The organism is Streptomyces xylophagus (assembly GCF_000716435.1).
GTDB classification, from domain to species: Bacteria; Actinomycetota; Actinomycetes; order Streptomycetales; family Streptomycetaceae; genus Streptomyces; species Streptomyces xylophagus.
The window spans coordinates 165,127-189,784 of sequence record NZ_JNWO01000012.1; the positions used below are offsets into that span (position 1 = coordinate 165,127).

The following is a 24,658-nucleotide window of genomic DNA, read 5'->3' on the forward strand; positions in this document are numbered from 1 at the left end:
GAACCGCATCACCGACGGGGGAGGCTCGACATGGACGGAGCGACGACAACAGGGGCAGGCGGCCTGCGGTCCGTACCGCAACAGGACCAGGTCCAGCGCAGGTCGAGGCTGTTCCTGAAAACGCTGTTCGCGATCTTAGCGGGAGGCGCCGCCTTCTTCGTGACCAACGTCCTGAACGAGAACGACGGCGATCTGTGGCAGTGGACGATGTCCATCGTCCTCGGCAGCGCGACGCTGATCGTGCAACTGCTCGTGGACTTCGGGGAGCGGCTGGAAGCCGTCCAGGAGAGCCAGAAGCGGCGCATCCGGGACATGAAGGACAGCCTCGCCAGCCATCACACCGAGATGCGGGCGGCGGTCGACGAGAGCTTCGCCAAGATCAACGCCGCGACGGAGCTGTACAGCAAGGTCGACGGCTCGGTGCTGCGCTCCGACGAGGTGACCCGGCTGGTGCTGGGCTACACAAAAGTGGGCGAGCAGGGGGCGGACATCGTGAAGGCGTTCGCCGAGGAGGAGTTGGGGCGGCTCGCGCTCCTCATGGAGAACCTCGGCAACCGCACGGCGGACTGCCCCGGCGAGAACCACGAGTGGCTGATCGACCTCACCAAGTGCGTCCGGCGGACCCTGCACGCCACCAGCACGTCCGTGGACCGTGACTTCTGGTCGAGCGAGCCCGCGCGGCGCTATCTCGTCGCCCAGGAGGCGGCGATCAAGACACGGCGGGTGCAGGTCCGGCGGGTGTTCCTCGTCGACGAGGAGGAGGAGGTCACCGGCAGCCTCCGCCAACTCTGCGAGAGACACCGCAAGTTCGGGATCGACGCGCGTATCGCGGTCCGGTCCCAGCTGGAACCGACCGCCCAGATGAACTCGTTGAACGACTTCATCGTCTTCGACGGCGAACTCTGCTACGAGACCGAGCCCGACATCCGGGTCATGCCGGCCAGGACGACGCTGAAGCTGACGCGCGAGCACGTGGAGGAGCGCGTCAACCGCTTCAACGTCCTGTGGGAGGCGACGGAACCACAGCGCGATCCGGAGCCGGAGCCGGAGCCGGACGAGGGAAGGGCGGTCACACATCCCGCCGGTCGACGGCAACAACCGTGACCACCGCGGCGACCGCGGCCCACACCGCGAACACGGTCCACGCGCCCGTGACGGTCGTCGGATACCGCTCGGCCAACCTGTAGGGCATGTGGCCGTAGTTGACCTGGACGAGTCGGTCCCAGGCGTTGAAGGGAAGGGCGTTGCGGACGCAGGCCGTCCAGTGGTAGCGCTCGGTGACGAAGATGGGGAGGAGGAGCAGGAGGCCGGTCGCGAGGACCATCGTCGTGGCGCTGTGCCGGATCAGCGCGCCCATCGCCATGCCGACCAGGGCTGACACCGGGGCGAGCAGCGCCGACGCGACGACCACCCGCAGGGCGCCGGGGTAGCTGATCGACAGGCCCACGCCGCGCCCGGACAGGATCGCCTGGCTCGCCGCGAAGGAGGCGGACGCGACTACCGCGCCGTACACCGTCATGACCGCGGTCACCACGGCCGCCTTCGCCGACATCAGCGCCCGGCGGTCCGGCACGGCCGCGAAGGTCGTGCGGACGAGCCCCGTCGCGTACTCGCCGACGACCGTGACCGCGCCGACGCTCGCCGCCGTCAGGACCAGGATCATCGCGGCGCCGTTGGTGAAGGCGTCGAACAGCGCGGTGTTGGCGAACTGGTCGCGTGTCACGTTGTTGTAGTGCGGATAGTTGACGTAGTCGGCGCGCGCCGCGTTCGCGTTCACGGCGATCACGACGAGGGTGCTGACGCCGATCGCCCAGTAAGTGGAGCGCAGGGAACGGAGTTTGAGCCACTCGGCGGCCAGCAGATCGGTGAAGCGCGGGGCGGGCACGGTCAGGGCGACGGTCGTCATCGGGAGTCTCCGGCCAGGTATTCGACGCTGTGGGCGGTCAGTTCCATGAAGGCCGCCTCCAGGGAGGCGTGCTCGGTGGTCAACTCCCGCAGCAGGAAGTGGTGTTCGTGCGCGAGTTCGCCGACACGAGCGGCGGCCACCCCGGTGACCCGCAGCATCTCCGCACCCTCCGACGCCACCACCGCACCCTCCGAGGCCAGTACGGCGGCCAGCGCGCCCGCGTCCGGAGTCCGTACGGTCACCGTCGGCGCGGTACCGCGTGCGGCGAAGTCGGTGAGGCTCTCGGCGGCGATCAGCTCACCCTTGCCGATGACGATGAGCTGGTCGGCCGTGTTCTCCATCTCGGACATCAGATGGCTGGAGACGAAGACGGTACGGCCCTCCGCCGCCAGCTTCCGGAACAGGCTCCGTACCCACAACACCCCTTCCGGATCAAGGCCGTTGAGGGGTTCGTCGAAGAGGAGGACGGGCGGGTCGCCGAGCAGGGCGGTCGCGATGCCGAGCCGTTGCTTCATGCCGAGGGAGTAGCCGCCGACCCGGCGCCGGGCCGCCGCCCCGGTGAGGCCCACCTCGGTGAGCACCTCCTCCACCCGGCTCGCCGGGATGCGGTTGCTGCGGGCCAGCGTCCGCAGGTGCGCCCGCGCGGACCGCCCGCCGTGCACATCGTTCGCGTCCAGCAGCGCACCGACGTGGCGCAGCCCGCGCGCATGACGGCGGAAGGTGTGACCGCTGATCGTGGCGCTCCCGTCGGTCGGCGCCACAAGTCCCAGCAACATCCGCAGAGTTGTGGTCTTGCCGGCGCCGTTCGGGCCGAGGAATCCGGTGACGTGCCCGGGCCGGACCGTGAAGGACAGTTCGCGTACGGCGGTGGTGGGGCCGTACCGCTTCGTCAGTTCGTCGACTTCAATCACGGGACCACGGTTTCGCGGACGGCCGGTCCCCGGCATCGGCCGGGCGCTGACATTCGTACCGCGTCGATGTCGACCCTGGTTGTACGTCTCCGGGCCGATGACCGCACCCGCCCCGTGCCCCTACGCTCACGGCATGCCCGCCACACCGACCCGGCCCCTGCTCAAGCGCGTGCCGCCGGTTGCCTGGACGGCCGTGCCCTGGCTCTACGGAACGCTGTTCGCGATCCGGATCTTCTTCCACCTCCCCTTCATGCCGACCGATCCCTTCCCGCCCGCGCGGGACGGCTGGGTGCTCATCGCGGCGGGCAGTGTCCTCGCCCCGGCCGGATGTGCGCTGCTGCGTCACCGCCCGCTGCCGGCGCTCGGGCTGCTGCTGGCGGGCACGTACGCCGTGACGCTGGGCCTGAACGGGCTGACGGTGGGCCTGATCCACTACGCGGCGATCGACATCGCCGTGGGCTGGATCGCCACGAGCACCGGCCGCCGCCGCAGCCTCACCGCCCTCGCGCTCGCGATCGCCGTCCTGCCCTTCTACGAACTCACCCGGACCGGCCTCGGCCGCCCCCTCCTCTTCACCTACAGCACGGGCCGGGGCGACTGGCAGAGCTGGTCGGTGCTCGCCCTCACGGCCGTCGTCGCCTGGCTGATCGGCAACTCCGTCCGGCAGAACCGCGCTTACGCCGAGCGGCTCACCACGCAGGCCGCGACCCAGGCCGTCACCGCCGAACGCCTGCGCATCGCGCGGGAGATGCACGACACCGTGGCCCACAGCATCGGCATCATCGCCCTCCAGGCGGGCGCGGCGGCCCGGGTCACCACGACCCAGCCGGAGGCCGCGAGGGAGGCGATGCGGGCCGTGGAGACCGAGGGGCGCGAGACCCTCGCCGGGCTGCGCCGCATGCTCGTCGCGCTGCGGGCGGCCGACGAGACACCCGTGCTGCCCGCCGGGCTCGGTGACGTCGACCGGCTCGCCGCCACGACCACCGCGGCCGGCGTACGCGTCGACGTGCGCCGGCGCGGCGAACCGCGTCAACTCCCGCCCGACATCGACCTGTCGGCGTTCCGCATCATCCAGGAGTCCGTCACCAACGTCGTACGGCACGCGGGCACCCGCGCGTGCCGGGTCACCCTCGACTACCGCGACGACGAACTCGCCCTGGAGGTGACCGATGACGGGCGCGGGCACGGCACGGTGACCGACACCGGGTTCGGGCTGGCGGGCATGAGAGAGCGAGTCGCCCTGCTGCACGGGGAGTTCACGGCCGCACCACGCCCCGAGGGTGGCTTCAGGGTCGCGGCGCGACTGCCGGTACCGGCGTCGGCGGTGGCTCGATGAGCGGGCCCGTCCGTGTGCTCCTCGCCGACGACCAGCAACTCATCCGTACCGCGCTGCGGATGGTGATGGCCGACATCGACGACGTGGAGGTCGTCGGGGAGGCGAGCACCGGGGCGGAGGCGGTGCGGCTGACGGCCGAACTCGCCCCGGATGTCGTGGTGATGGACATCCGCATGCCCGGGATGGACGGCATCGAGGCCACCCGCAGGATCACGGCGAGCGCGTCGGTGACCCGGGTCGTCGTCCTCACGACCTTCGACGACGACGAATACGTCTACGGCGCGTTGCGCGCGGGCGCGTCCGGGTTCCTGGTCAAGGACATGGCCCTGGACGACATCATCGGCGCGGTACGGGTGGTGGCCGCCGGGGACGCCCTGATCGCCCCGAGCGTGACCCGGCGCCTGATCCACGACTTCGCGTCGTCCCGCCCCGAACCGGACCGGGTGCAGCGGGAGTTGACCGGCATCACCGAGCGGGAACGCGAAGTCCTGACACTGGTCGGTTCGGGGCTGTCCAACACGGAGATCGCGGCCGAGCTGCACATCAGCGTGGCCACGGCGAAGACGTACCTGACCCGCCTCTTCACCAAGCTGGACGCGAGGGACCGGGTCCAGTTGGTGATCCTCGCCTACGAGGCGGGGCTGGTCTCCGTGGGCCAGGAGTCACGCCCTGGGCAGCGGCCCTGAAAACGCTTCGCCCGTGCTGGTCCCGTCCGGTACGGTCGCGAGGTTGTTTTCACTGCTGGGAGGCCGTTGTGGCGAGTCGTATCGGTGAGCTGGTGCTCGGTTGTCGTGACCCGGAGCTGCTGGCGCGGTTCTGGTGCGAGGTCCTGGACTTCGTCGTCCTCGAACGCGAGGAGGGTCAGTGGGTGGAGATCGGGACGCCCGAGGGGTTCGGCGGCCCGCACCCCACGCTCTTCTTCAGCCGCAGGGACGAGCCGGAACCCGGGAAGTCCCGGCTGCACATCGACATCAACGCCACCGACCGCGACCAGGAGGCCGAGCTCGAACGCCTGCTGAAGCTCGGCGCCCGCCCGGCCGACATCGGGCAGACGGGGGAGGAGCAGTGGCACGTCCTGCAAGACCCCGAGGGCAATGAGTTCTGCCTGCTCAAGGCCCGCATCAACCCCCTCTGACGCGGGGGCCTAGGAGACGAGGGAGCCGATGAACTCCGCCCAGGCATCGGCTCCGACCACGATCACCGGCCCACCAACAGACACCTTGCTGTCACGGACGGGGATGACGCCGGGGACTCCGTCGGCTACCTCGACGCAGGTACCGCCGTTGCCGTCGCTGTACGTGCTCTTGCGCCAGCGGGCGGCGCCGAGGAAGTCGTAGGCGATCTCGACGCACTCTTCCCCGGCGTCGCCGCTGCTGTAAGTGCTCTTGCGCCAGCGGGCGTTGGTCAGGTCGTACTCGCGCATCGTCGGTAGTCCTCCGCCGTCGCCTTGATCAGAGCCAGGGACGCCTCCGGCGACAACGCGGCGGCCCTGATCAGATCGTATGACGCGCGGGCCCGCTTCACTACCGCTGGCTCGTCCAGCAGGTTTCCCGAAAGCACCCCTTCTGTATAGACAGTTGGCGGTGCGTCCGCGAACTCCATGAGCGTCAGCAGCTTGCCCATGTACGGGTGCGGGCCGGCCGTGAACGGCATTACCTGCACCAGTGCCTTGCGTTCCCGGACCAGCGTCGTGATGTCGTCCAGCTGGCGTGCCATGACCTCCGGTCCGCCGACCGGGATGCGCAGGATCGCCTCGTGCAGTACTGCCCAATACGCGGGCCGCGTGGCGTCTTTGAGGAGTTGCGCCCTGTCCATGCGGGCCGTGACGAGTTCCTCGATGTACTTGTCGGTCGCGAACGGGTTGCTCACCAGGTACAGCGCCTCCGCGTACTCCCGTGTTTGGAGGAGTCCCGGGACCACCATCGGCGCGTACTGCCAGATCTCCGTGGCCTGCTGCTCCAGCTCCGCCACGTGTGCGAAGTACTCCGTGTAGGGCTGATCCTTGATGAGCTTGTGATAGAGGCGCTCGAAAATGCCGTCTGTTTCCAGGATTCTGTCGAACTGGATGGCCAGATCCATCTGCGGTTTCCGAATAGCCTGTTCGAATTGGCCGATATAAGTGCCGGAGACAAAGACGAGCGCTCCCAGCTGCGCCTGCGAGAGCCCCATATCCTCACGGCGTCGTCTCAGCTCGGCCCCGAAGAACTCCCAAGCCGCCAGTCGTGAACCGTTGGCCATAGCCAACCCCCTTGGTCTGCACCGCAGTTGTTGTCGACAGACTCCTGCCGAGTGTAGGGGGAACAGGGCCACCCTGGAGATGGGAAGAGTGAAACTCGAAAAGGGAGGGGAGCCAGGTGTGGGCACACTGCTGGGAGGCGAAGGAAACCTTGATGGAATTCCGGATTCGGGTGCGAGGAGAGCGATGAAGCCGCCTGTCGGATCGGTCGCCATGGACACCCGCACCGGAAGAGTGGGCATCGTCATGGGGCATGAAGGTCCTTATGTTCAGCTGCGCCCTTACGGCGGTGGACGCGAGTGGGACGTCGAGCCGGCCGCCGTGCGGGACGCGACCCCGGCCGAGCGGCTGAGCGCGGCGACCGCGTATGCGAACGCCCGCAGTCGCGGTGAGGTGCCTTGAAGCGTCGTGGCGCTGCGGAGCCGTAGGGGACAATGGGCTCCATGAGCCTGTTCCGCGACGACGGCATCGTGCTGCGCACCCAGAAGCTGGGTGAGGCGGACCGGATCATCACGCTGCTCACGCGGAGTCACGGGCGGGTACGCGCGGTGGCGCGCGGGGTGCGGCGGACCAAGTCGAAGTTCGGGGCCCGGCTGGAGCCCTTCTCGCATGTGGACGTCCAGTTCTTCGCGCGGGGGAGCGAACTCATCGGCCGCGGGCTGCCGTTGTGCACACAGAGTGAGACGATCGCTCCGTACGGTGGCGGGATCGTGAGCGACTACGCGCGGTACACCGCCGGTACGGCGATGCTGGAGACGGCGGAGCGGTTCGCCGATCACGAGGGCGAGCCCGCCGTACAGCAGTATCTGCTGCTGGTGGGCGGGCTGCGGACCTTGGCCGGTGGCGAGCACGCGCCGCATCTCATCCTCGACGCGTTCCTGCTGCGTTCCCTCGCCGTCAACGGCTATGCGCCAAGCTTCGGTGACTGCGCGAAGTGCGGGATGGCGGGGCCCAACCGGTTCTTCTCCGTGGCGTCCGGCGGGGTCGTCTGCCCCGACTGCCGGGTGGCGGGGAGCGTCGTACCCTCACCGCAGGCCCTCGAACTGCTCGGTGCGCTGCTTACGGGAGACTGGAAGACGGCGGACGCGTGCGAGGCGCGCTATGTGCGGGAGGGGAGCGGGCTGGTGTCCGCCTATCTGCACTGGCATCTGGAACGCGGGCTCCGCTCGCTGCGGTACGTAGAGAAGTCGTAGGCACGGACGAGTACAGGTAAGTACAGAGGAGACGAGAAGCACATGGCCGTACGCGGGATCCTGGGGCGCCAGCGGCGCGAGTACAAGGCGCCGGAGCCGCACCCGTCCGGGGCCCGTGCGCCGAAGCTGCCCGGTGAGCTGATCCCGAAGCACGTGGCCATCGTCATGGACGGGAACGGGCGGTGGGCGAAGGAGCGGGGGCTGCCGCGCACCGAGGGCCACAAGGTCGGCGCCGAGCGGGTGTTGGACGTGTTGCAGGGCGGCGTCGAGATGGGCGTCGGCGCGATCTCGCTGTACGCCTTCTCCACCGAGAACTGGAAGCGGTCGCCCGACGAGGTGCGCTTCCTGATGAACTTCAACCGCGACTTCATCCGCAAGACCCGCGACACCCTCGACGAACTCGGCATCCGGGTGCGGTGGGTGGGCCGGATGCCCAAGCTGTGGCGGTCGGTGGCGAAAGAGCTCCAGATCGCTCAGGAGCAGACCAAGAACAACGACGCGCTGACCCTGTACTTCTGCATGAACTACGGCGGGCGGGCCGAAATCGCCGACGCGGCAAAGGCGTTGGCCGAGGATGTGCAGGCGGGGCGGCTGGACCCGGCCAAGGTCGACGAGAAGACCTTCGCCAAGTACATGTACTACCCGGACATGCCCGAGGTCGACCTGTTCCTCCGGCCCAGCGGGGAACAGCGCACCTCCAACTACCTGATCTGGCAGAGCGCTTACGCCGAGATGGTCTTCCAGGACGTCCTCTGGCCGGACTTCGACCGCCGCGACCTGTGGCGTGCCTGCGTCGAATTCGCCCAGCGGGACCGGCGGTTCGGCGGCGCGGTGCCCAACGAGAAGCTGCTCGCGATGGAACAGGACATGAGGGGGCGGCCCGAAGAGGGTTAGCAGCGGCCGCTACCATCCCGCCTCATGGACATGGGGCGGGATGACGTGACGGGGCATGTGGTCGAGCTGGTGTATCAGCCGACCGCCGAGGACTTCATGGCGGCGCTGAGAGCGCGCAGGAGGGTCAGCCGGTCCGCGCGAAGACAGCTGTGGTTGATCGGTCCCGTGCTTCTCTTCGGTGGCGTGGCGGTCGCGGTCGCGCTGGCCTCGGGCGACTCGATCTCGATCCCGCTGCTCGTCGGTATGGCCTTCGCCGTGTTTCTCCTCGTGTTCCAACCCCGGTTCGTGGCCCGCCAGTTCCAGCGCCTCGCGGAGCGCAGGGGCGAGTTCCGGGTGACCGTGACGGACGCCGGGGTGTCGGTGGTCACCGACAACACGTCCACGTCGCTCAACTGGACCGTGCAGCCCCGCTACCGGGAGACGGCGGACGGCTTCTACATGTTCAGCCCCGAGAAGAACGCCCTCAACTTCACCCTGCTGCCCAAGCGCGCCGTCCAGGGCCCCGCCGACGTGGACCGGCTGCGGGCGATCCTCGACGCGCACCTGAGCCGGGTGGACTAGGTCCTCAGCCGGAGGCCGCCGCGCAGTCCGCGCAGGTCCCGAAGACCTCCACCGTGTGCCCCACGTTCACGTACCCGTGCTCCGCCGCGATCGCCTCCGCCCACTTCTCGACGGCCGGGCCCTCGACCTCCACCGCCTTGCCGCAGACGCGGCAGACCAGGTGATGGTGGTGGTCGCCGCTGGAGCAGCGGCGGTAGACGGATTCGCCCTCGGAGGTGCGCAGGACGTCGACCTCGCCGGCGTCGGCGAGGGACTGGAGGGTGCGGTAGACCGTGGTGAGGCCGACCGAGTCACCCTTGTGCTTGAGCATGTCGTGGAGTTCCTGGGCGCTGCGGAACTCGTCGACCTCGTTGAGTGCCGCCGACACGGCGGCACGCTGGCGGGTGGATCGTCCCTTTACGGGCGGACCGGCCGTTGTCACCGTTGCCTCCTCACGTCTGCACTTTGCCGAGCCATTGTGCCAGCCCGGGCTGTGCATGGTCAGACGCCGACCTCGTCGGTGACCCCCCGTGTGGCTGGAATCGCGCACTCCACCGGGTCTCCGGCGGGCTGCGCGGCGGCCGCGGCCCGGGCTCTGCGCCTCGCCAGCGGGGTCGCCAGCGCGGTGAGCGCGATGAACGCGGCGATCGTCAGGAGCACGATCGTCGCGCCGGGCGGGACGTCCTGGTAGTACGAGGTGACGGTGCCGCTGACCGCCACGGTCACGCCGATCACGCTCGCGATCGCCAGGGTCGCCCCGAAGCTGCGGGTGAGCTGCTGCGCGGCGGCGACCGGCACCACCATCAGCGCGGACACCAGGATCAGGCCCACGACCCGCATCGCGACGGTGACCGTGACGGCCGCGGTGACCGCCGTCAGCAGGTTCAGGGCGCGCACGGGCAGGCCGGTGACCCGCGCGAACTCCTCGTCGTGGTTCACGGCGAACAGCTGCCGCCGCAGGCCCAGCGTGACCACGATCACGAACGCGGCCAGGATGCCGATCGCCGTCACGTCGGACTGCGAGACGGTCGAGAGCGAGCCGAAGAGGTACGAGTTCAGGTTGGCGTTCGAGCCGCCCGGCGCGAGGTTGACGAACATCACGCCGCCCGCCATACCGCCGTAGAAGAGCATCGCGAGGGCGATGTCGCCGCGGGTCTTGCCGTACCAGCGGATCAGTTCCATGAGGACCGAGCCGAGGGCGGAGACGGCGGTGGCCATCCACACCGGGGAGGCGTTCAGCAGGAAGCCGAGGCCGACGCCGGTCATCGCCACGTGCCCGATGCCGTCGCCCATGAGGGGCTGGCGGCGCTGGACGAGGTAGATGCCGATCGCGGGGGCGGTGATGCCGACGAGGACGGCGGCGATGAGCGCCCGCTGCATGAAGGCGTAGTCGAGGATGTCCATCAGCTCAGCAGTCCTGTGTGAAGCGGCTCGTGCGGGTGTACGTGGTCGTGGCCGGGCAGCGCGTGCTGGCCCAGCGCGTGCGGCGGCGGGCCGTCGTGCTGGACGCAGCCGTCGCGCAGGACGACCGCGCGGTCGATCAGGGGCTCCAGCGGGCCGAGTTCGTGCAGGACGAGCAACACCGTTGTACCTTCGGCCACTTGGCGGGCCAGGGTGTCCGCCAGCACCTTCTGGCTGGCCAGGTCCACGCCCGCCATCGGCTCGTCCATGATGAGGAGTTCGGGTTCGGCGGCGAGCGCGCGGGCGATCAGCACCCGCTGGTGCTGGCCGCCGGAGAGCGCGTTGACCGAGTCCTTGGCGCGGTCCGCCATGCCGACCAGCTCCAGAGCGTGCCGTACGGCCTCGTGGTCCGCCTTGCGCAGCAGGCCGAAGCGGGTGCGGGAGAGACGGCCGGACGTGACGATCTCGGTGACCGTGGCGGGGACTCCGCCCGCCGCCGTCGTGCGCTGCGGTACGTAGCCCACGCGCCGCCAGTCCTTGAAGGCGCGGCGCGGGGTGCCGAACAGCTCGATCTCGCCTGCGGACAAAGGGACTTGGCCGATGATCGTGCGGATCGCGGTCGACTTGCCGGAGCCGTTGGCGCCGAGCAGCGCGACGACCTCACCGCGGTGCACGGTGAGGTCGATGCCGCGCAGGACGGGGCGCGAACCCAGCTCGGCGCGGACTCCGCGCAGCGTTATGACGGGCTCGCTCATGACGTCGTCCTCCGTGCTGATCATCGTGTCGGTCATTTACTTCCCAGAGCCGTCTGCAGCGCCTTGAGGTTGGCCCGCTGGACCGAGAAGTAGTCCGTGCCGCGGGACTTCTTGGTGATGCCCTCGATCGGGTCGAGGACGTCGGTCTTCAGGTTCGCGTCGGCGGCGATGGTCTTCGCGGTCTTGTCGCTGACGAGCGTCTCGTAGAACACGGTGGTGACGCCGTCGGCCTTCGCCATCTTCTCAAGGTCCTTCACGCGCTCGGCACTGGGCTCCGACTCGGGGTCGAGGCCGTTGATGGCCTCCTCGGTGAGGCCGTAGCGCTCGGCGAGGTAGCCGAAGGCGGCGTGCGTGGTGATGAACACCTTGGTCTTCGTGTCGGCGAGGCCGGTCTTGAACTCGGTGTTGAGCGCGTCCAGCTTCGTGACCAGGGCCGTGGTGCGCGTCCTGTAGTCGGCCGCGTTGTCCGGGTCGGCCTTCTCGAAGGCCTTGCCGACGCCCTCGGCGACCTGGGCGTAGCGCACCGGGTCGAGCCAGATGTGGGGGTCGAGGCCGGCCAGCTCGTCGTTCTTCGAGGTGTCGTGCGTGGCCGCGTGACCGCCGACCTCGTTGCCGTGCTTCTCCTCCGTGGTCAGGGAAGCGGCGTCGATCTTCGTCTTGACCTCGGACTGGCTCACCGCGTCGTCGACGGCCGGCTGGAGGTTCTTGAGGTAGAGCACCGCGTCGGACTCCCCGAGCGCGGCGGTCTGCTGCGCGCTGATCTCCAGGTCGTGCGGTTCCTGGCCGGGCTTGGTCAGGCTGGTGACGTGGACGTGGCTCCCGCCGATCTGCTCGGCGAGGTACTGCAGCGGGTAGAACGACGCGACGACGTCGAACTTGTCCGTGTTGGCGGCGGCCGCGCTGTCGGAGCAGGCGGAGAGGGTCCCGAGGCCGAGGGCGGTGGCCGCGGCTATCGCGATCCCGGATATGTGGCGTCGTCGTACGTTCATGACAGTCATTTTCAACTAATATGGAAACCGTTGTCAACAAGGTGCGAGGGGGGAACCGATTTGATAAGGGGGCGGGAGGCGCCGGTAACCTGAGTCATTCGCCGCCGTCCATTCGTCATGAAGAGAGCATCGTGGCCGCCGACAAGATCGACACCATCGTCAGCCTGAGCAAGCGCCGTGGCTTCGTATTCCCCAGTAGTGAGATCTACGGCGGCCAGCGCGCCGCCTGGGACTACGGGCCGCTGGGTGTCGAGCTCAAGGAGAACCTGAAGCGCCAGTGGTGGCGCTACATGGTGACGTCGCGCGAGGACGTGGTCGGTATCGACTCGTCCGTGATCCTGGCCCCCGAGGTGTGGGTCGCCTCCGGCCATGTCGCCACTTTCTCGGACCCGCTGACCGAGTGCACCGCGTGCCACAAGCGGTTCCGCGCGGACCACCTGGAGGAGGCGTACGAGGCCAAGCACGGCCGCGCCCCCGAGAAGGGCCTCGCCGACATCAACTGCCCCAACTGCGGCAACAAGGGCCAGTTCACCGAGCCCAAGGAATTCTCCGGCCTGCTCTCCACCCACCTCGGCCCGACGCAGGACACCGGCTCCGTCGCCTACCTGCGCCCCGAGACCGCACAGGGCATCTTCACCAACTTCGCCCAGGTGCAGACCACTTCGCGCCGCAAGCCGCCGTTCGGCATCGCGCAGATGGGCAAGTCCTTCCGCAACGAGATCACGCCCGGCAACTTCATCTTCCGCACCCGCGAGTTCGAGCAGATGGAGATGGAGTTCTTCGTCAAGCCGGGCGAGGACGAGAAGTGGCAGGAGTACTGGATGGAGCAGCGCTGGAACTGGTACACCGGCCTGGGCATGCGCGAGGAGAACATGCGGTGGTACGACCACCCCAAGGAGAAGCTCTCCCACTACTCCAAGCGCACCGCTGACATCGAGTACCGCTTCCAGTTCGGCGGCAACGAGTGGGGCGAGCTGGAAGGCGTCGCCAACCGCACCGACTTCGACCTCACCGCGCACTCCAAGGCCTCCGGCCAGGACCTCTCCTACTTCGACCAGGAGGCCCAGGAGCGCTGGACGCCGTACGTCATCGAGCCCGCCGCCGGTGTCGGCCGCGCGATGCTGGCGTTCCTGCTCGACGCGTACGTCGAGGACGAAGCGCCCAACGCCAAGGGCAAGTTGGAGAAGCGCACGGTGCTGCGTCTGGACCACCGCCTCGCCCCGGTGAAGGTGGCCGTCCTTCCCCTCTCCCGCAACCCCGAGCTGTCCCCGAAGGCCAAGGGCCTCGCCGCCGCCCTTCGTCAGAACTGGAACATCGAGTTCGACGACGCCGGCGCCATCGGCCGCCGCTACCGTCGCCAGGACGAGATCGGCACGCCGTACTGCGTGACGGTCGACTTCGACACGCTCGAGGACAACGCGGTGACGGTGCGCGAGCGCGACTCGATGAAGCAGGAACGCGTGTCGCTGGACCAGATCGAGGGTTACCTGGCTGGGCGTCTCGTCGGCGCCTAGGTCTGTCGGGGTGCTGTTCCTGGGGGCTGCGCCCCCAGACCCCCATCGGCCCTGAAGGGGCCTCGTCCTCAAACGCCGGACGGGCTGAAGGTGCCCGTCCGGCGTTGGTGATTGGTCCTCGATGCCGGGGGCCCATTGGACCTGTTGAGAGGTCCGCCGCGCCGCCAGGCTGGCTCTCATGAGCCTCGCCTTCCTCCTCACCACCCTTGTCGTGGTCGCCACCCCCGGCACCGGCGTCGTCTACACCCTGGCCGCCGGTCTCTCCCGGGGGCGCCGCGCGAGCGTCCTCGCGGCCTTCGCCTGCACGCTCGGGATCGTGCCGCACGTGCTGGCCACCGTCGTCGGGCTGGCCGCGCTGCTGAACGCCAGTGCCGCCGCCTTTCAGATCCTCAAGTACGCCGGTGTCGCCTATCTCTTGTACATGGCGTGGGCGACGGTGAAGGACAAGGCGGCGATCGACGTCGACCAGGACAGCGCACCAATTTCCGCCGGCCGCGTGATCGTCCGGGGCGTGCTGATCAACATCCTCAACCCGAAGCTGACGATCTTCTTCTTCGCCTTCCTGCCGCAGTTCGTGAGTCCCGACGAACCCCACTCCGCCGTACGGATGTTGGCGCTCAGCGGAGTCTTCATGCTGGCGACGTTCGTGGTCTTCGCCGCGTACGGCGTCCTCGCCGCCTCCGTCCGCAGCCACGTCACCTCACGGCCGAGGGTGATGACATGGCTGCGGCGGAGCTTCGCCGGGTCGTTCGTGGCTCTGGGGGCAAAGCTCGCCCTCACGGCCAGGTGAACCTCAACGCCCTTGCAGGGCCTTCACGTTGTCGCCGAACGTCCAGTTCTTCGAGCCGTCCCAGTTGATCGACCAGGTCATCAGGCCCTTGAGAGACGTGCCGTAGTGCTTCCACGCCTGGGAGACCAGGGACGGTGACATGTAGCCGCCGCCCGCTCCCGACTGGGCGGGCAGGCCCGGGACCTGCTTGTCGTACGGGACCTTGATCGTCGTACCCTGCACGACCAGGCCCTTGTTGAGGCAGTCGGTCTGGGCGGTGAAGCCCGCGACGGTGCCGGCGGAGTACGAGTCGCCGGAGCAGCCGTACATGCTGCCGTTGTAGTACTGCATGTTGAGCCACCACAGGCGGCCGTTGTCCGCGTACTTCTTCACGATCGGCAGATACGCGCCCCAGATCGAGCCGTACGCGATGCTGCCGCCGGTGACGTAGGCGGTCTCCGGGGCCATCGTCAGGCCGAAGTTGGATGGCATCTGAGCGAGGATGCCGTCGATGATGCGGATCAAGTTGGCCTGGGACGTGGAGAGTTGGGTGATGCTGCCGCTGCCTACCAGGCCCGTCTCGATGTCTATGTCGATGCCGTCGAAGTTGTACTTCTTCAGGATCGGCACGATCGTCGAGACGAACTTGTTCGCCACGGTGGTCGAGCTGAGGTCGATGCCGGCCGCCGCTCCGCCGATCGACATCAGGATCGTCTGGCCGGAGGCCTTCGCCGCGCACATCTCGGCCGGCGTGGCCACCTTCACGCCCGTGTCCATGCCGTCCTCCCAGAGGGCCGTTCCGTCTGAACGGATGACCGGGAAGGCCGCGTTGATCACGTTGTAACCGTGGCCGGCGATCGCGGAGTTGGTGATCGGGGTCCAGCCGAAGGGCGGGTGGACGCCGTTGGCGGAGCCGTCCCAGTTCTCCCAGTAGCCCTGGAGGACCTTGCCGGCCGGGCGGGACTTGACGGCGCAGGTGTCGGCCGCCGAGGCGGTGGGCGCGGTGGCGATCGAGAGGGGGACGAGGAGGGCGGCCGCGGTGAGGGCGGCGGTGAGCAGGCGGCGGAGCATACGGGGCCTCCCGGTGGGGGTGCGGTGAGGTGTCGTAGGCATGACAGTGCTGGCATGACAGTGCGCTTGGTCCAGACCTTTCGTCAAGAGGGTCAGCGAGAGGGTCGGCGAGAGGGTTGGAATGACAGATATTGAAATCTGTCATCTGTCATGCCAAGGTGGCATGCATGACGATTCCCACGCGCTCACTCGGAACCACCGGCCCCCAGGTCTCCGCCCTCGGCCTCGGCTGCATGGGCATGTCCGCGCTGTACGGCGAGGCGGACCGGAGCGAGTCCATCGCGACCATCCACGCCGCCCTCGAAGCGGGCGTCACGCTCCTCGACACCGGCGACTTCTACGCCATGGGCCACAACGAGCTGCTGATCGCCGAGGCCCTGCGCACCGCCCCCGCCGCCCGCCGCGAACAGGCGCTCACCAGCGTGAAGTTCGGGGCACTGCGCGGTCCGGACGGCGCTTGGAACGGCTACGACGGCAGGCCCGCCGCTGTGAAGAACTTCGCCGCGTACTCCCTCCAGCGCCTCGGCGTCGACCACATCGACGTGTACCGGATCGCCCGGATCGACCCCGACGTACCGATCGAGGAGACGGTCGGCGCCATCGCCGAACTCGTCGAGCAGGGCTACGTCCGGCACATCGGCCTCAGCGAGGCCGGCGCCGACACGATCCGCCGGGCCGCCGCGACCGCGCCCATCGCGGATGTGCAGCTGGAGTACGCGCTGATCACGCGCGGCATCGAGGACCGCATCCTGCCGACCACCCGTGAACTGGGCATCTCCGTCACGGCGTACGGCGTGCTGTCGCGCGGGCTGATCTCCGGGCACTTCGCGGCCGACCGGCAGCTGCCGGTCACCGACTACCGGGCGCACTCGCCGCGTTTCCAGGGCGACAACCTCCGGCACAACCTGGGCCTGGTCGAGCAGTTGCGGAAGATCGCCGAGCAGAAGGGCGTCTCCGTCGCGCAACTCGCCATCGCCTGGGTGCTGTCGCGGGGCGAGGACATCGTGCCGCTGATCGGCGCGCGGACCCGGGAGCGGCTGACCGAGTCGCTGGGCGCGCTGGACGTCGTACTGGACGCGGCCGACCTGACCGCGCTGGAGGAGGCTGTACCGGCGGACTCGGCGGCGGGTGGCCGCTACCCCGCCGCGGCGATCGCGCACCTCGACAGCGAGCGCTGATCCGACCTCCGGGTACGGTCTTCGTCATGGCAGCGAGCGAGACCCTGACCGCCGAGCGCATCCTCGAAGCGACCGAGGAGGTGCTGCGCCGCCACGGCCCGGCGAAGGCCACCGTGGTGGACGTGGCCCGCGCGCTCGGCGTCAGCCATGGCACCGTCTACCGGCACTTCCGCACGAAGGCGGCACTCCGGGAGGCGGTCTCCAAGCGCTGGCTGGACCGTACGTCGCAGACCCTGTCCCGCTTCGTGACCGAGGACCGCGACCCGGAGGCCAGGGTCCGGGACTGGCTGGCGGCGCTGTTCGCGGCCAAGCGCGAGAAAGCCGGCGGCGATCCCGAGTTGTTCGCCACGTACTCGGTCCTCGCGGAGGAGGCGGGCGAGGTGGTGAGCGAGCACATCGACGAACTCACCGGCCAGCTCACCGAGATCGTGCGGGCGGGCGTCGACAGCGGTGTCTTCACGGTCACCGACCCGGCGATCGCGGCCCGCACCGTCTTCCAGGCCACGGGCCGCTTCCACGACCCGGCCTACGCACGGGAGTGGCGGAAGCCGGGCGCGGAGGAGGAGTTCGGGGCGATGGTGGAGCTTTTGCTGCGGGGACTGAGGGGCTGAGCGCGGCCCCGGTCACGTCACCTTGACGGTGACGGTCGGGGAGTAGGTCGTACCGGCCGCGATCCGCAGGTGCTCCTGGCCCTTGGTGTTGAGCTTCGCGGTGAGCGAGTAGCTGCTGCCGTTCTTGACCGTGGTGCTCCCGTTGAGCGCGTTCCACTTCCCGGCCTTCTCGTGCTGGAGGACCAGCTTGGTGCCGACCTTCAGGCCCTTGGTACGGCCGGTGAAGGTCACCTTGTCGCCGACCTTGACCGTGCTCTTGTCGGCCTTGACGGTGATCGAGCCCATCGCGCTCGGACTGGCTTTCGGGCTCGCTTTCGGACTCGGGGAGGCGGCGAAGGCGCTCGCCGTCCCGGCCGACAGCAGGGCGAGACTCAGGGCACCGGCGGCGATCGTACGAGTGCCGCGACCGCGGAGTGTGGCGTGCACGGGGACTCCTCTCGTTCGGCAGGACGTTCGGCGGAACGCTCGGTAGAGCGTTCGGCTGATCACGCCCATCCATGCTCACGCCGGTCGGCCGCGAGGGCGAGTCGAGCGCGTCAGCGCCCCGCCGTGGACTCCCAGAACTCCCGCATCAGCGGTGTCGGTACCGGGCTGGTCATCGCCACCTGGGTCAGCAGGATCGTCACCGTGCCCGTCGGCGGGACGACGTGGGCCGTCGTGCCGGTGCCGCCGACCCAGCCGTAGCGTCCGGGGACGTTCCAGGGGTCGACGGGAGTGACGTCGACCTGGCCGCCGTAGCCCCAGCCCTGGCCCTCCAGGAACAGGGTCGAGGCGTCGCGCTGGGCGGCGGTGAGGTGGTTGGTGGTCATGCGGCTCACGGAGGTGGGGGAGAGGACGGGGGTGCCGTCGGGTGCCGCGCCGGCGTTCGCGAGCATGCGGCCGAAGGCGAGGAGGTCGTCGGCCGTCGAGACCAGGCCGCCGGCGCCCGAGGGGAAGGCCGGGGGCCGGCTGAAGCCGCCGTCCGGGGCGTCCGACTCGGTCAGGGTGCCCTGCTCGCCCGGCGAGTAGGCGGTGGTGAAGCGGGCCCGCTTCGACTCCGGGACCGTGAACGCGGTGTCCGTCATGCCCAGCGGCCCGAAGAACCGCTCCGCCAGGAAGTCGGGGAAGGACGAGCCCGAGGCGCGGGCGACCAGGACGCCCTGGAGGTCCGAGCAGGTGTTGTAGAGCCACGCGGCACCCGGCTGGCGCACCATCGGGATCCGGGCCAGGGCGGCGAGCCACTCGTCGGGGCCGGGCTGGAGGTAGGGGGCACGGCCGTCCTGCTGGAACGCGAGCAGCGCCTGGACGGCCGGCAGCGAGAAGTCGTCCGGGAATCCCCAGCCGGCCCGGAAGCTCAGCAGGTCCTCGACCGTGACCGGGCGCTCCGCCGGGACCACGTCCTCGACGGGCGAGGAGGGTGTGCGGACCACCGTCGGCTTCGCCAGCTCCGGCAGCCACTCCGCCACCGGGGCGTCCAGCGCCAGGCGCCCGTCCTCCACCAGTGCCAGCACCGCCGCCGCCGTGACCGGCTTGCCGATCGAGGCGACCCGGAAGATCGAGTCGCGGGCCATCGGGGCGGTGCCTTCGACGTCGACGGAGCCGACGGCGACCACCTCGACGTCGTCGCCGCGGGCCACCAGGCCCACCGCCCCCGGCACGGTGCCGTCGTCGACGCGTCGCCGCAGGGTGTCGTGGAGAGAGCTCATCGGTCGGCCTTCCGGTCCGGGGAGTCGTATCGGATACGACTCCCCTCGCCTCGCGAACTCATCGCTGTCCCGGTCAGTCGGCGGACGGATCCACCGTCGCCTGGTGCTCCTCGGCCAGGTGTTCCTCCGCCTTCAGCCAGGGCAGGAACTGCGCGCTCTTCTTCCAGCCGCAGGTGTCGCACACGATCGTGCGTTGCGCGCCCTTGCGCTGCACGCGGACGACGTGTTCCCGCCCGTGCTGGTCCCAGCGGCTCACCTTGCTCGTGTTGATCTGCAACATGTGCCTCGCCTCCGCTCAGGAGTCTCCGGCAAGGAGTGTGCAGCAATATCAACATCAACAGTGCTCAATTCACGCCGAGTTGTCCAAGCTGTGAACATGTCATCCGGCGTGGCCTCCGGCGGGTCCGCTGTTTGTCAGCCGATCGCGCGCGGCAGCCGCAGGCTGAGCAGCCCGGTCAGCACCACGCCCGCCAGCTGCGCCAACAGCGTTATCACCAGGGCGTCCCGCATCCCCATGCCCGGGATCAGCGACAGGAAGAGCGTGCCCAGCGTGGCCACGCCGAGCGCCAGCGCGGACTGCTGGGTGGTGACCATCACGCCCGCGCCCACACCGGCACGGGCCGGCGGCACCTCGGACAGGATGATGCGGAAGATGATGGGCAATTGGAGCGCCTGGCCCGCGCCGGCGACCGCCGCCCCGGGGAGCAGTTCGACGAAGCCGAGATGCGGCCAGGAACGCCACACCGCCAGCACGATGAGCCCCAGACCGACCGCCTGGACGACCGACCCCACCGTCACTATCCGCGTGCCGTACCGGGTCACCAGACGCGGCCCGGCGAGCGAGGCCAGGAAGAAGGTCACCGCCAGCGGGACCAGCGCGAGCCCCGCCGCGATCGGGCCGAGACCCGCCCCCCGCTGCAAGGCCACCGCGATCACGAACATGAACCCGCTGAAGCCCATCCCGAACGGCAGGATCAGCACCAGCCCGCGCCGCAACGAGGTCAGCGCCAGCAGACTCGGCGGCACCAGCGGCGTACGGCCCTGCCGGTCCGCCCTGCGCTCCACCGCGTAGAACGCGGACACGATCCCCGGGAACGCGGCCAGCGACAGCCACGTCCACAGCGGCCAGCCCGCCGCCCGGCCCTCGGTCAGCGGCACCAGCAGCGCCAGCAGGGACGCGGCGAGCAGGAACGTGCCGGGCACGTCCACCGGCTCCGGGTGCTGCGAACGCGTCTCCGGTACGACCTTGGCGGCCAGGAACAGGCCCAGGACGACGACCGGCACGTTCACCAGGAACACCGCGCGCCAGCCGGTACCGGCGATGTCGGCGGCGACCAGGACCCCGCCGAGGATCTGGCCGGCCACCATGGCGAGGCCGGCGGTCGCGCCGTACAGGCCCATCGCCTTGGCGCGGCGCGGGCCCTGGGTCGCGGACTGGATGGTGGCGAGGACCTGCGGGAGCATCGCCGCGGACGCGGCGCCCTGGGCGATCCGCGCGGCGACCAGCGTCCACGCGGTGGGCGCGAGCCCGCACGCCAGCGAGGTCACGCCGAAGGCGGCCATGCCGCCCAGGAAGAGCCGGCGGCGCCCGAACAGGTCACCGAGCCGGCCACCGAGGACGAGCAGCACGGCGTACGCGACTCCGTAGCCGGCGACGACGAGTTCGAGGACGGCCTCGCTCGCCGAGAGGTCCTTGCCGATGGTCGGCAGGGCCACGTTGACGATGAAGAAGTCGATGAGGGGCAGCGCCGCGGCCAGCAGCACCGTGAACAGTCCGAGGCCGCTGAGCACGGGTGTCGCCGCCGGGGACTTGGCGGTGCGGGAAGCGATGGTTTCGGTCACGCGGACCAGCGTGCTCCTGTCCTCAGACTGGTACCAGAGTGTCCTTATCCTGGTAGAAGGACTACCTGGAAACAGGGTCCGCGCGGCGGCAGACTGGAGCGATGACGACCATGGCACAGGAGACGGTGACAGGGACGGGGACGGGGACAGCGGCCGAGGTGATGGCGGCTGAGGTGATGGCGGCTCCGCAGAACGTGTCGACGGTCCGGCGCCATGAACTCGCCGCGTTCCTGCGCCACCGCCGTGAGCACATCGCCCCCGAGCAGGTCGGCCTGCCGCGCGGCGCCCGACGCCGTACGCCCGGCCTGCGCCGCGAGGAGGTCGCGCAGCTCGCCGCGGTCGGGGTCACCTGGTACACGTGGCTCGAACAGGCCCGGGACATCCAGGTCTCCGTACAGGTCCTCGACGCCCTCGCCCGCACCCTGCTGCTCGACCCGAGCGAGCGCGCCCACCTCTTCCGGCTGGCCGACGCGACCGACTCGCGTCCGGCGACGGAATGCCCGGTCGTCACACCCGCCCTGCGGGCGATGCTGGACCAGTTGGACCCGATCCCGGCCTGTCTGCAGAACGCCCGGTACGACATCCTCGCCTACAACCGGACGTACGGGATGCTGCTGTGTGACATGGACGCGGTGCCGCCCGCGGACCGCAACTGCATGGTCCTCTCCTACACGCACCAGGAGTGGCGGTCGTCGATCGTCCACCTGGAGAAGACCCAACGACTCATGGCCGCCCGCTTCCGCGGCTCCATGGCGGGCCACCTCGCCGACCCCACCTGGAAGACCCTGCTCACCCGGCTGCGCACGTCCCCCGAGTTCTGCGACGTCTGGGACCGCCACGAGGTCGTGGGCGCCACCCCCCGCCGCAAGGAGTTCCGCAACACCCACGTGGGCCGCATCACCGTAGACCACACCGACCTGTGGCTGGGCCCGTCAACGGGCCCAAGGATGGTGACCTACGCCCCGGCGGACGAGGAGACGAGGGGACGCCTGGAGAGGCTGCACGCCATAGCGCAGGCCAGGTGAGGTTCTTTAGGGGCGCGGGGAACTGCGCGACCAGCCACGACGCTCCTGCACACGCAAAACTAAGCGCTGATCCCCGCCGCTTCGCGTACTTCAACGGACTCCAGCTTCTCAGCCGTACGCTCAGCAGTCCGCCGAGCCCAAGCCCCACTGGTAACAGCCCCAAGCACCAGCACCGCAAGCCCGCACGCCACCAAAATCCACCACCCCGGCCGAGCAGCAGACACAAACGTCTCCTTGTACGACGACGCCACCACCCCGGAAGCCAACACCGCCCCGACAACCGCAACCCCGAGCGTCTGCCCCAACTGCCGACTCGTGGAAGCAACCGCCGCCGCAACCCCCGCCTGGGCGCGCGGCATCCCGGACACCGCCGTATTCGTGATCGGCGCGTTCACAAACCCGAACCCGATCCCGAACAGCGCGTACCCGATGAACCGCGAGACGTTGGACGTCTCCGCCTCGAACCCCGCGAACAGCACCGCACTCGCCGTCATCGCCGTCCCCGCGATCAGCAGGGATATGCGCGGCCCCCGACTACCGACCAGCCGCCCGGAGATCGGCGCGCACAGGAACGTCGGCACAGCCATCGGCAGCATCCACAGGCCCGCGTGCAGCGCGTCCAGACCGACCACGTTCTGCAGATACAGCGTGGACAGGAACAGGAAGCCGCCCAGCGCCGAGAACGCGCTGATGGCGATCACCGTCGCCCCACTGAACGGCGCCGAACGGAAGAAGCGCAGGTCGATGAGGGGTTCGTCGCGCCGCGGCTCGTACCAGAGGAGACCGGCGAGGGCGACCAGCGCGAGCACGGCGAACGGCAGGATCGCGGTGAACCCGGAGTTCGGCGCCTCGATGATCGCGTACGTGAGGGAGCCGAACAGGGCGATCACCAGGAGCTGGCCGACCGGGTCGGCACGGCGGGCCTTGGGCGCGCGGGACTCGGGGATGAACTTCAGCGTGAGGAGCAGCGCGACCACGCCCACCGGCAGGTTGATCCAGAAGATCGAGCGCCAGCCGACCGAGTCCACGAGCAGGCCGCCGATCAGCGGTCCTGCGGCCATCGATATGCCGACGACCGCGCCCCACACACCGATCGCACGGGCGCGCTCGCGCGGCTCCGTGAAGGTGTTGGTGATGATCGACATGGCGACCGGGTTGAGCATCGAGCCGCCGACCGCCTGGATCATGCGGAACCAGATCAGCGCGTTGAGGTCGGGTGCGAGGGAGCAGAGCAGCGAGCCGAGGCTGAAGACCACCAGGCCGACGACGAAGACCCGCTTGCGGCCGATCCGGTCGGCCGTGGAGCCCGCGAGCATCAGCAGGGAGGCCAGGACCAGGGTGTACGCGTCGATCGTCCACTGGAGACCGGAGGTCGACGCGTGCAGATCGGTCTGCATCGCCGGCAGGGCGACGTTCAGAATGGTCACGTCCAGGCTCACGATCAGCAGACTCATGCAGCAGATCGCGAGCACCAACTGTCGGCGGCGATGGCTGAGCTCGGGCATGCGGACCATCGTACGCGAAACTCGATAGTGCGTCTAACTAATGACCGCTACATGATCTACGGATACGGGCACCGGAAGATCTACGGATATGGGCACCGGAAGCCGTGCGCCACAATGGAGCAATGTCCACGCCCGTGTCCCTGCCCGCGCCCCCGGCCGTGTCGCCTTTGCAGATCGGCCCGCACACCGTCTCGCCGCCCGTCGTCCTGGCCCCCATGGCCGGGATCACCAACGCGCCCTTCCGCACCCTGTGCCGGGAGTTCAGCGGGGGCAAGGGCCTGTTCGTCAGCGAGATGATCACGACGCGGGCGCTGGTCGAGCGCAACGAGAAGACCATGCAGCTGGTCCACTTCGACGCGACGGAGAAGCCGCGCTCGATCCAGCTGTACGGCGTGGACCCGGCGACCGTCGGCAAGGCCGTCCGCATGATCGCGGAGGAGGACCTCGCCGACCACATCGACCTCAACTTCGGCTGCCCCGTACCGAAGGTCACCCGCAAGGGCGGCGGCTCCGCGCTGCCGTACAAGCGGAACCTGCTGCGGGCGATCCTGAAGGAGGCCGTCAGCGGTGCCGGGGACCTGCCCGTCACCATGAAGATGCGCAAGGGCATCGACGACGACCACATCACCTTCCTCGACGCCGGCCGCATCGCCGTCGAGGAGGGCGTCACCTCCATCGCGCTGCACGGCCGCACCGCCGCCCAGCACTACGGCGGCACCGCCGACTGGGACGCGATCGCCCGGCTGAAGGAGCATGTGCCGGAGATCCCCGTGCTCGGCAACGGCGACATCTGGTCCGCGCAGGACGCGGTGCGGATGGTGCGCGAGACCGGGTGCGACGGGGTCGTGGTCGGACGCGGGTGCCTGGGGCGGCCGTGGCTGTTCGCCGACCTCGTGGCCGCGTTCGAGGGGTGTGAACAGGACGTCCTGGAGCCGTCGTTGCGCGAGGTCGCCGACGTCATGGTGCGGCACGCGACACTGCTCGGCGAGTGGATCGGCGACGAGGCGCGCGGGGTCATCGACTTCCGCAAGCACGTCGCCTGGTACCTGAAGGGCTTCGCGGTCGGCAGCGAGATGCGCAAGCGCCTCGCCATCACGTCCTCGCTGGACGAACTCCGGTCCGGTCTCGACGAGTTGGACCTCGACCAGCCCTGGCCCGCAGGCGCCGACGGGCCCCGCGGCCGTACGTCGGGCAACAACAGGGTGGTGCTGCCCGACGGTTGGCTGAAGGACCCGTACGACTGCGCGGGGATCGGCGAGGACGCGGAACTGGACACGTCCGGCGGCTGAACTCCGCT

At 69.3% G+C, this 24,658-nt stretch carries 28 protein-coding genes; 14 read left to right on the forward strand and 14 right to left on the reverse strand.

What is annotated here, in order from left to right:
- Positions 1-30: 30 nt before the first annotated feature.
- Positions 31-1,104: a hypothetical protein gene (locus tag OO70_RS26795; protein WP_043676581.1), complete on the forward strand. Its 1,074-nt coding sequence runs from the start codon at positions 31-33 to the stop codon at positions 1,102-1,104.
- Here OO70_RS26795 and OO70_RS26800 read toward each other — a convergent pair.
- Both OO70_RS26800 and OO70_RS26805 read right to left on the reverse strand, forming a co-directional pair.
- A complete protein-coding gene (locus OO70_RS26800) occupies positions 1,070-1,906 on the reverse strand; it encodes an ABC transporter permease (protein ID WP_043676583.1) in 837 nt (278 codons plus the stop codon). The two genes, OO70_RS26795 and OO70_RS26800, sit on opposite strands and share 35 nt — an antisense overlap.
- Entirely contained in the window at positions 1,903-2,817 is a 915-nt protein-coding gene (locus OO70_RS26805) for an ABC transporter ATP-binding protein (RefSeq protein ID WP_043676585.1), read from the reverse strand. Before OO70_RS26805 ends, OO70_RS26800 begins: the two co-directional genes overlap by 4 nt.
- Before the next feature lie 133 nt (positions 2,818-2,950).
- On the opposite strand from OO70_RS26805, the gene OO70_RS26810 reads away from it, so the two are divergent.
- The 3 genes from OO70_RS26810 to OO70_RS26820 all read left to right on the forward strand — a co-directional run bounded on the left by OO70_RS26810 (position 2,951) and on the right by OO70_RS26820 (position 5,288).
- Entirely contained in the window at positions 2,951-4,153 is a 1,203-nt protein-coding gene (locus OO70_RS26810; RefSeq protein ID WP_043676587.1) for a sensor histidine kinase, read from the forward strand.
- Positions 4,150-4,839, forward strand: a complete 690-nt coding sequence (locus tag OO70_RS26815; protein WP_043676589.1) for a response regulator — start codon at positions 4,150-4,152, stop codon at positions 4,837-4,839. The genes OO70_RS26810 and OO70_RS26815 overlap by 4 nt, the downstream gene beginning before the upstream one ends.
- Positions 4,840-4,907: 68 nt before the next feature.
- Positions 4,908-5,288, forward strand: a complete 381-nt coding sequence (locus OO70_RS26820) for a VOC family protein (protein ID WP_043676591.1) — start codon at positions 4,908-4,910, stop codon at positions 5,286-5,288.
- A 9-nt stretch (positions 5,289-5,297) separates the two neighbouring features.
- On the opposite strand, the gene OO70_RS26825 is transcribed toward OO70_RS26820, so the two are convergent.
- Both OO70_RS26825 and OO70_RS26830 read right to left on the reverse strand, forming a co-directional pair.
- Complete coding sequence (locus tag OO70_RS26825) at positions 5,298-5,576, reverse strand: DUF397 domain-containing protein (protein WP_043676593.1); 279 nt, start codon at positions 5,574-5,576, stop codon at positions 5,298-5,300.
- Positions 5,558-6,391, reverse strand: a complete 834-nt coding sequence (locus OO70_RS26830) for a helix-turn-helix domain-containing protein (RefSeq protein WP_043676595.1) — start codon at positions 6,389-6,391, stop codon at positions 5,558-5,560. Before OO70_RS26830 ends, OO70_RS26825 begins: the two co-directional genes overlap by 19 nt.
- A gap of 184 nt (positions 6,392-6,575) precedes the next feature.
- On the opposite strand from OO70_RS26830, the gene OO70_RS26835 reads away from it, so the two are divergent.
- From OO70_RS26835 to OO70_RS26850, 4 genes are read left to right on the forward strand one after another with little or no spacing between them, the layout of a single operon-like run.
- The gene (locus OO70_RS26835) at positions 6,576-6,791 is read left to right on the forward strand and encodes a hypothetical protein (protein WP_043676597.1); all 216 of its coding nucleotides are present in this window, start codon (positions 6,576-6,578) and stop codon (positions 6,789-6,791) included.
- 41 nt (positions 6,792-6,832) lie between these two features.
- Complete coding sequence (recO, locus tag OO70_RS26840; RefSeq protein WP_043676760.1) at positions 6,833-7,582, forward strand: DNA repair protein RecO; 750 nt, start codon at positions 6,833-6,835, stop codon at positions 7,580-7,582.
- A 42-nt stretch (positions 7,583-7,624) separates the two neighbouring features.
- On the forward strand, positions 7,625-8,476 hold the full coding sequence (locus tag OO70_RS26845; protein ID WP_043676599.1) for an isoprenyl transferase: 852 nt from the start codon (positions 7,625-7,627) through the stop codon (positions 8,474-8,476).
- A gap of 24 nt (positions 8,477-8,500) precedes the next feature.
- Entirely contained in the window at positions 8,501-9,037 is a 537-nt protein-coding gene (locus OO70_RS26850; RefSeq protein WP_158711516.1) for a YcxB family protein, read from the forward strand.
- Between the two features lie 4 nt (positions 9,038-9,041).
- Here the strand turns inward: OO70_RS26850 and OO70_RS26855 are convergent, their stop codons facing one another.
- From OO70_RS26855 to OO70_RS26870, 4 genes are read right to left on the reverse strand one after another with little or no spacing between them, the layout of a single operon-like run.
- The gene (locus OO70_RS26855) at positions 9,042-9,458 is read right to left on the reverse strand and encodes a Fur family transcriptional regulator (RefSeq protein ID WP_043676603.1); all 417 of its coding nucleotides are present in this window, start codon (positions 9,456-9,458) and stop codon (positions 9,042-9,044) included.
- Between the two features lie 59 nt (positions 9,459-9,517).
- On the reverse strand, positions 9,518-10,420 hold the full coding sequence (locus tag OO70_RS26860) for a metal ABC transporter permease (protein ID WP_043676605.1): 903 nt from the start codon (positions 10,418-10,420) through the stop codon (positions 9,518-9,520).
- Positions 10,420-11,172, reverse strand: coding sequence for a metal ABC transporter ATP-binding protein (locus OO70_RS26865; RefSeq protein WP_043676762.1), 753 nt, complete (start codon positions 11,170-11,172; stop codon positions 10,420-10,422). The genes OO70_RS26860 and OO70_RS26865 overlap by 1 nt, the downstream gene beginning before the upstream one ends.
- Positions 11,173-11,204: 32 nt before the next feature.
- The gene (locus OO70_RS26870) at positions 11,205-12,161 is read right to left on the reverse strand and encodes a metal ABC transporter substrate-binding protein (RefSeq protein WP_043676607.1); all 957 of its coding nucleotides are present in this window, start codon (positions 12,159-12,161) and stop codon (positions 11,205-11,207) included.
- 131 nt (positions 12,162-12,292) lie between these two features.
- On the opposite strand from OO70_RS26870, the gene OO70_RS26875 reads away from it, so the two are divergent.
- Entirely contained in the window at positions 12,293-13,675 is a 1,383-nt protein-coding gene (locus OO70_RS26875) for a glycine--tRNA ligase (RefSeq protein ID WP_043676609.1), read from the forward strand.
- A gap of 178 nt (positions 13,676-13,853) precedes the next feature.
- Positions 13,854-14,465 (forward strand): LysE family translocator, encoded by a 612-nt coding sequence (locus OO70_RS26880; RefSeq protein ID WP_043676611.1) that lies wholly within the window; start codon positions 13,854-13,856, stop codon positions 14,463-14,465.
- 3 nt (positions 14,466-14,468) lie between these two features.
- Here the strand turns inward: OO70_RS26880 and OO70_RS26885 are convergent, their stop codons facing one another.
- Entirely contained in the window at positions 14,469-15,515 is a 1,047-nt protein-coding gene (locus OO70_RS26885; RefSeq protein WP_043676613.1) for a chitinase, read from the reverse strand.
- 167 nt (positions 15,516-15,682) lie between these two features.
- On the opposite strand from OO70_RS26885, the gene OO70_RS26890 reads away from it, so the two are divergent.
- Both OO70_RS26890 and OO70_RS26895 read left to right on the forward strand, forming a co-directional pair.
- Entirely contained in the window at positions 15,683-16,693 is a 1,011-nt protein-coding gene (locus tag OO70_RS26890) for an aldo/keto reductase (RefSeq protein WP_043676615.1), read from the forward strand.
- Positions 16,694-16,719: 26 nt separating this feature from the next.
- Entirely contained in the window at positions 16,720-17,304 is a 585-nt protein-coding gene (locus OO70_RS26895; protein WP_043676617.1) for a TetR family transcriptional regulator, read from the forward strand.
- A 12-nt stretch (positions 17,305-17,316) separates the two neighbouring features.
- Here OO70_RS26895 and OO70_RS26900 read toward each other — a convergent pair whose 3' ends face one another.
- From OO70_RS26900 to OO70_RS26915, 4 genes are all read right to left on the reverse strand, one after another.
- Positions 17,317-17,730, reverse strand: a complete 414-nt coding sequence (locus OO70_RS26900) for a hypothetical protein (RefSeq protein ID WP_043676618.1) — start codon at positions 17,728-17,730, stop codon at positions 17,317-17,319.
- Between the two features lie 110 nt (positions 17,731-17,840).
- Positions 17,841-18,989, reverse strand: a complete 1,149-nt coding sequence (locus tag OO70_RS26905) for a serine hydrolase domain-containing protein (RefSeq protein ID WP_043676620.1) — start codon at positions 18,987-18,989, stop codon at positions 17,841-17,843.
- A 73-nt stretch (positions 18,990-19,062) separates the two neighbouring features.
- Positions 19,063-19,269: a hypothetical protein gene (locus tag OO70_RS26910; RefSeq protein ID WP_043676622.1), complete on the reverse strand. Its 207-nt coding sequence runs from the start codon at positions 19,267-19,269 to the stop codon at positions 19,063-19,065.
- A gap of 134 nt (positions 19,270-19,403) precedes the next feature.
- Complete coding sequence (locus tag OO70_RS26915; RefSeq protein ID WP_043676623.1) at positions 19,404-20,831, reverse strand: MFS transporter; 1,428 nt, start codon at positions 20,829-20,831, stop codon at positions 19,404-19,406.
- 161 nt (positions 20,832-20,992) lie between these two features.
- Between OO70_RS26915 and OO70_RS26920 the strand changes: the two genes are divergently transcribed.
- Positions 20,993-21,856, forward strand: coding sequence for a helix-turn-helix transcriptional regulator (locus OO70_RS26920; RefSeq protein WP_043676764.1), 864 nt, complete (start codon positions 20,993-20,995; stop codon positions 21,854-21,856).
- Positions 21,857-21,915: 59 nt separating this feature from the next.
- Here OO70_RS26920 and OO70_RS26925 read toward each other — a convergent pair whose 3' ends face one another.
- Positions 21,916-23,361, reverse strand: a complete 1,446-nt coding sequence (locus tag OO70_RS26925; protein ID WP_043676766.1) for an MFS transporter — start codon at positions 23,359-23,361, stop codon at positions 21,916-21,918.
- A 122-nt stretch (positions 23,362-23,483) separates the two neighbouring features.
- Between OO70_RS26925 and dusB the strand changes: the two genes are divergently transcribed.
- The gene (gene dusB, locus OO70_RS26930) at positions 23,484-24,650 is read left to right on the forward strand and encodes a tRNA dihydrouridine synthase DusB (RefSeq protein WP_199827412.1); all 1,167 of its coding nucleotides are present in this window, start codon (positions 23,484-23,486) and stop codon (positions 24,648-24,650) included.
- Positions 24,651-24,658: the final 8 nt, after the last annotated feature.